This is a genomic window from Hyphomonas sp. GM-8P, from assembly GCF_003263315.1.
Classification (GTDB): Bacteria; Pseudomonadota; Alphaproteobacteria; order Caulobacterales; family Hyphomonadaceae; genus Hyphomonas.
Map to the genome: position 1 here is coordinate 1 of NZ_AWFE01000103.1, position 5,669 is coordinate 5,669.

Here is a 5,669-nt window from a genome sequence, read left to right on the forward strand (position 1 = left end):
CAAATGCGGGACCATTTGGGGCTCAGGTCAAACTCGAAAGCCCGGATCGTTGATCATAAACCATGTCTCATTATCCGCGCTAAATGCGGATTATTCAACATGATTCTTCCGCTTACAGACTCTTTCTTGTGCATGACAATCCGTGCCAAGCGCGGATTTTCCGACACAGTTCATTCATTCTCAGGGGATGAGACCAAACCAGAATCGGACGTGGCCAGAAACCGCGCAAGGACACCTCTGTCATAACTAAGCTTCTTTGCGACCTGCCCGATGAAGTGGTCGAAGCGACGCTGCCCCAAAGCGTGGGCTGCATCGCGTTCACCTTCGGGAATAGGCTCGGTGCGGGTCAGCCAATAAAAAACGAAATGTGCGAGAGTTTCGAGGCAGAGCGCTGTATCCCGTTCAATCTCGCTTTGGCGCTCATCAAACGCATCCATCCTACGCAAGAGGCGCTGCTCAAGGACAAGGTTGGCTTCAGGGTCAAAAAAGCGGCTTAGCGCCTCCTCAACAATTTCTGTCTTGGTAACGCTTGAGGCCGCCGTACGTCGTTCAAGTTCGGCATGCAGTTTATGGGAAAGTCGCAGATTCACACGTGGCTTTCCCATTTCAAAACTCCGGCAGTGTATCAGGATCGGAGAGGTCGAGCGCTGCAGCACGCCGGATTGTCTCCAAATGCTGCGCGTCGGTGGGATCGAGCGGATCATCATCTGAGAGGTTAATCTCAGCCCCCTCAGCTTCAATCTCCTTCGTCGGCTGCGGCTCGATCTCACGGCGAAGTCCTTTCCCGCCTTCCTCCCCCGCCATATCCGCAAGCATAGCTACGCTTTCTTCCGGTTCAGCTTTGTCCGACCAGAGAGATTCAGGCCCAATCCCATCAAGCGACACCTGCGCAGGTGCCAGGACACGCTCTGTAAAGTTACGATCTTTGAAATAGCGCAGCTTGTCGGCCATGACCGGCGGCACACCCGCGACCATCAATACTTCCTGTTTTGGCGGAAGCTGCATCACTTCACCGGGCGTTAAAAGTTGCCGGGCCGTTTCCTGGCGCGAAACCATCATATGAGACAGCCAAGGCGCCAGACGATGGCCAGTATAGTTCTTCTGAGAGCGCAGTTCGGTCTTCGCTCCCAGCGCCTCAGAAATGCGTTTCGCCGTGCGCTCATCATTGGTCGCGAACGCCACTCGCACATGACAATTGTCGAGGATGGCATTGTTCGCGCCATAGGCCTTCTCGATCTGATTCAACGACTGACCGATCAGAAACGCCCGAATGCCATAGCCTGCCAGAAAGGCGAGCGCCGTCTCGAAAAAGTCGAGCCGCCCCAATGCTGGAAACTCGTCCAGCATCAGCAGAACTTTGCGTCGTCCAGAATCAGGCAGGCGCTCCGTCAGCCTGCGGCCAACCTGATTAAGGATCAGCCGCATCAAGGGCCGTGTCCGGGAAATGTCTGACGGTGGCACAACCAAATACAACGAGACCGGCCGCGCCGCTTCAACCAGATCCATCACGCCCCAATCGCTGGTCGATGTGAGGTCGGCGATGATCGGATCGCTGAACACTTCGAGGAGCGTCAAGGTTGTCGACAGAACGCCGGAACGCTCATTCTCCGACTTGTTCTTCATCGCCCTTGCACCGCGAGCGACATATGGGTGAACGCGCCCACGCCCATCACCACCAACCAGATGCTTCGTTTTGAGCATCAGCTCGAGCGTTTCGCCAATGGTGCGCTGCGGATGCGACAGGAACTCAGCGCAACCTGCCAGTGACTTGTTGTCCTCCGCATAAAGCACATGCAGCATGACTGCGACGAGCAGCGCGTAGCCCGTTTTGTCCCAGTGATCGCGGCTTTCATGGCTACCGACCGGATCAACAAGGATGTCAGCAATATTTTGGACATCGCGGACTTCGAACTTGCCTTTACGCACTTCAAGCAGTGGGTTGTAGCGCGGGGAGGCCTCATCTGTCGGATCAAACCGGATGCAGGGTCCAAGCTGCGAGCGCCAGCCGGACGTCAGCTCCCAGTTCTCGCCCTTGATGTCATGAATGACGGCACTGCCTGTCCAAGACAGAAGCGTCGGCACGACCAGTCCCACGCCCTTACCTGAACGCGTCGGCGCAAAGGCCATGACATGCTCAGGGCCATCATGGCGAAGATAGTCGCGTTTCCAGCGCCCCAGAAAGACGCCGTCCCCACCAAGCAACTTCGCCTTTACAAGATCGCTCCGCTCCGCCCATCGCGCCGAGCCGTAGGTCGTCACCCGCCGTTCCCAGCGAGAACGCCAGACTGATCCCACAACAGCGGCCAGAATGCCAAGCAATCCGCCGCTGGCCGCAATCGCACCGCCCTTCGCAAATACGCGAGGCGCATAGGCCTCATAAGCGTACCACCACTGGAACAAGCGCCAGGGCCGATAGACTGGCACCTCGCCCCAGACAAACCATGGCCTCCCAAGCCCTGGTTGATACCCAAGCTCAGCCGCAACCCATTGCGTTGCGCCCCACATCGTTGCGGCAATTATGGTCAGGACAATCAGGAACTGACCGATCAATATCTTGGATGGCGACATGAGCCAGAACCTCCGGGCAAGAAAACCCGTGCAGTCTCACGGCGAGGCGCACTCTCGACCAGTGAAAATGGCGGCAAATCGCGGCATGAACTTTGTCATAGAGAGAGAACGCCTAGGCGACGAAGTTCCAAGGCGTTCGCCCGAACTTCGTCACACTTTTGTCGGAACGGCCAATAACAATACGCTCCTCAACTCGTTTTTCGAGCTCTGGCTCGCGGTGCCCATCCGTCCATCGACTGCGATTCTTCCCATGGCGCTTCTCAGCCGAAATGCGTTCGAACCTGAAGCCCTCTACACAATAGACACACCGGGCAAGCTGCGCGTAACAACCGACAACAAAGCGCACGCGAGCTGAATTACTTTCCCCGATTGTCCAATCTCCTAGTGTTCTTCGCTTCAACTCTTCAGGGTCATTCGCGATTTCAGGATAGGGCGGTAGATCGTCCCCGCCGTTGAGGCTTACGAACAGTGCTGGCCTCTCAAAGTTATTAATATGAATCGGCTTTCCATATCTTTCCCGAACAACTTGCGGGCTCAACCAGAAATCTCTTCCAAAATGCCCACCAACAATGTTGGTGAGCCCGTCAATAATCGCAATGAGTTGAGCTTCCAGCCGGAGGGCCTCGGTTTCCTTCAGACCGTGAGCAATAATCGAGATTTGTGGCTCTAAACCAGATGCTCGGATTTCAGCTATTCGGTCTAACTTGAGCGACATTTCAGATGCCTCGACTACGCCCTCAAGGTGGCTAAAAGCACGATTTCCAATTCCCTTGCCGATGTAAAAGAACTTGCGAAGGGGATCGCTAATTCGGGGGTCTCCTAGACCATAAACATAAAAGCCAAGTGCAGTAGTAACCGCTTGATCAAACAATTCGTCCATAAGTAAAACCCGTTTCAGACTCGATGGACTAGCTGAGCACTATTTGGTGTAGAGGAGAACAGGCTTCATCGAATCGCACCCATGAACTCTTTCATCCTCACCGCGCCATCCCTCTCTGACTTGCGCCCGGGAAACTCCAAGACAATCCCTTAGCCCGCTGTTCAATAACCAGTGACGCGCCGCGATGACGTTCAAGAGCAGGCCGCCATGGCACCAGCGCGAAGGTCTTCTCTTTACCAATGATCGCCATACGCCCCTGCGCCAGATCGACTGTCCGCTCAAACTTCCCTTCGAATGTTTCGCCGAACGACAACTCTACCCCAGTCCGGCCAGATCGTTTGAATTCATTCTGGCCTGCAAACTTCAACTCTTCCATCCGCAACCGGCGACGCACGTCTTGCGTCAACTCGCCATCCTCGAGTTCAAACCCGTCGCGCTGAAGGAAGAGCAACCGCGCTGAACGCGCCTTGCCGATGCGTCCGTCGGGAGGTTCATTTTCAAGGGGCTTAGCGCTATCCAGCCAGGTCTCAGCACGCGCTTCAATCTGTGTCTCAAGCGCCATCCATGATCGCACCTGTATTTTTACGCCACCGCCTTTAGATGCTTCGAACTCTGCCGCACGCTTCAAATAGGCTTCGTCAATCTCCCAGACCCCATCGGCCGGGGGTGTGACAAGTCCAGCCCTGCGCAGTGCTTCCAGTCGCCTCTTATGCGCCTCTCGGAAATTGCGCGAAGAGGACGGATCGGCAACGGTATGTAGGTCATCCGAATAATACCCGCCATTGCGCTCTGCGATATTCGCAATCACCCGATCTGATGCACGCGCCTGTCGCAGTGCCGCAGACACTTCAATCACTGCCCCGCGCGGCGGCAATCCACCCGGTTCAATCCCATGCGCAGCGACAGCCCAGCGCGTACCTTGGGTATCTTCAACCAACAGAAACCGCGTATCGCGCAATTCATCATCAGGACCTTGCGAAAGCACAACACCTGTCAGCGTCTTCGCATCCAAGGGCCTTTCTTCAAACAACCGTATCCCCGTCGATATCTCACCTGGTGCCAATCCAGCCGTTAGACCCCGCACAATATCGCCGCGCCGTCCCATGGCCTTCAACGCCCGGTCCCAGCCTTCCTTCAACCGCCAACGGCCTGTCCCGCTCGGCTGTGCCAAATGCAGGGTTTCAAGATACGACAATCGCTGCTGATAGAGGCTGTGCATGAAGCGACCGCCAGAGCCTGCCATTGCGGGCAATTCGACATGTTCTTCGACTGACAGTTTGGCCAACTCACGATCGAGGTTGGTGAACCGGTCCTGAGACACTTCGCGATATCTCGCCTTGGCAATCTCAACATCGCGGCGAGGCCCCAACTGTTGGGTTAGGCCTTCTTCGGCCCGCGCGCGCAGGCCTCTTGTAAGATAGTCCCGCGCGATGACCAGATCCGCGCCTTGCGCATCCTTGCCCCTGACAATGATGTGCGTGTGCGAATGACCCGTATTATGATGATCAACAGCCACCCAGTCGAGCCGCGTGCCAAGGTCGCGTTCCATCTGGCGCATGAGCGCCCGCGTCGAGGCTTTCATGTCTGATAGCACGTGGGCATCTTCCGGTGACACAATAATGCGGAACTGATGCCGGTCGTCACGGCTGCGCTCGACAAAGCTACGCCCATCACTTGTTTCACCGTCCCGACTATAGAGCTCACCACCTTCACCCCCTCTATCAACGCCGTCCCTCTGGATATAATCGAGATGGCGACCATACGCCCTGATACCGATCCCGCCATTTGCGCGCGCGATATGAACCTTTACGACAACGCGGCGCATGCGCATTTGCGATAGCCGCCGCGTGCGTTGAAGCGCGTGCATGGCTGCCGCGCCGCCTCTGCCATATCTGGCCCCGGTAAATTTCGATCTACCTTGCGACTTGGCGAAGCCTTTCGTCGCCTTGAAAACTCGGGATCGAAAGCGCTTTGATGCGCCCGCGCCAACGTCACGAAGTTTGCCAAGTCGCGGCGTGAAGTCAGAGTCATCCACCATGAGACAATCGCGCCCTCATGCACCATAAAAGGCCAGTAAATTCAGAAGATTCAGCAAAATGTGTGCTCCACATTTCGCGGCATAAGGCGCCAAAAATGAGATGTGCAGACAATGACTTATGCGCCTCTTGGTGCATGAGCTTTAATCTTGCACTCACTAAACCCGCCCATCCTGTCAACCCTG

General features: G+C 56.0%; 5 protein-coding genes. All 5 read right to left on the bottom strand.

Going from position 1 to position 5,669, the window contains the following annotated elements; genetic code table 11:
* Positions 1–170: 170 nt before the first annotated feature.
* The gene (locus tag HY26_RS15280) at positions 171–605 is read right to left on the bottom strand and encodes a hypothetical protein (RefSeq protein WP_199288561.1); all 435 of its coding nucleotides are present in this window, start codon (positions 603–605) and stop codon (positions 171–173) included.
* 1 nt (position 606) lies between these two features.
* Positions 607–2,568 carry an IncP-type conjugal transfer protein TraG gene (gene traG, locus HY26_RS15285; protein WP_112073997.1) on the bottom strand — a complete coding sequence of 654 codons (1,962 nt, stop codon included), beginning with the start codon at positions 2,566–2,568 and terminating at the stop codon, positions 607–609.
* Positions 2,569–2,680: 112 nt separating this feature from the next.
* On the bottom strand, positions 2,681–3,448 hold the full coding sequence (locus tag HY26_RS15290; RefSeq protein WP_112073998.1) for a hypothetical protein: 768 nt from the start codon (positions 3,446–3,448) through the stop codon (positions 2,681–2,683).
* A 97-nt stretch (positions 3,449–3,545) separates the two neighbouring features.
* On the bottom strand, positions 3,546–5,486 hold the full coding sequence (locus HY26_RS15295; RefSeq protein WP_112073999.1) for a DUF3363 domain-containing protein: 1,941 nt from the start codon (positions 5,484–5,486) through the stop codon (positions 3,546–3,548).
* On the bottom strand, positions 5,476–5,669 hold a 194-nt coding region (locus tag HY26_RS19305; RefSeq protein ID WP_233351654.1), incomplete at its 5' end, for a hypothetical protein. The genes HY26_RS15295 and HY26_RS19305, both read right to left, overlap by 11 nt.

Coding starts and splice junctions, on each gene's coding strand:
- HY26_RS15280 (WP_199288561.1), bottom strand. CDS start 605: ATGGGAAAGCCACGTGTGAATCTGCGACTTTCCCATAAACTGCATGCC.
- traG (WP_112073997.1), bottom strand. CDS start 2,568: ATGTCGCCATCCAAGATATTGATCGGTCAGTTCCTGATTGTCCTGACC.
- HY26_RS15290 (WP_112073998.1), bottom strand. CDS start 3,448: ATGGACGAATTGTTTGATCAAGCGGTTACTACTGCACTTGGCTTTTAT.
- HY26_RS15295 (WP_112073999.1), bottom strand. CDS start 5,486: ATGGTGGATGACTCTGACTTCACGCCGCGACTTGGCAAACTTCGTGAC.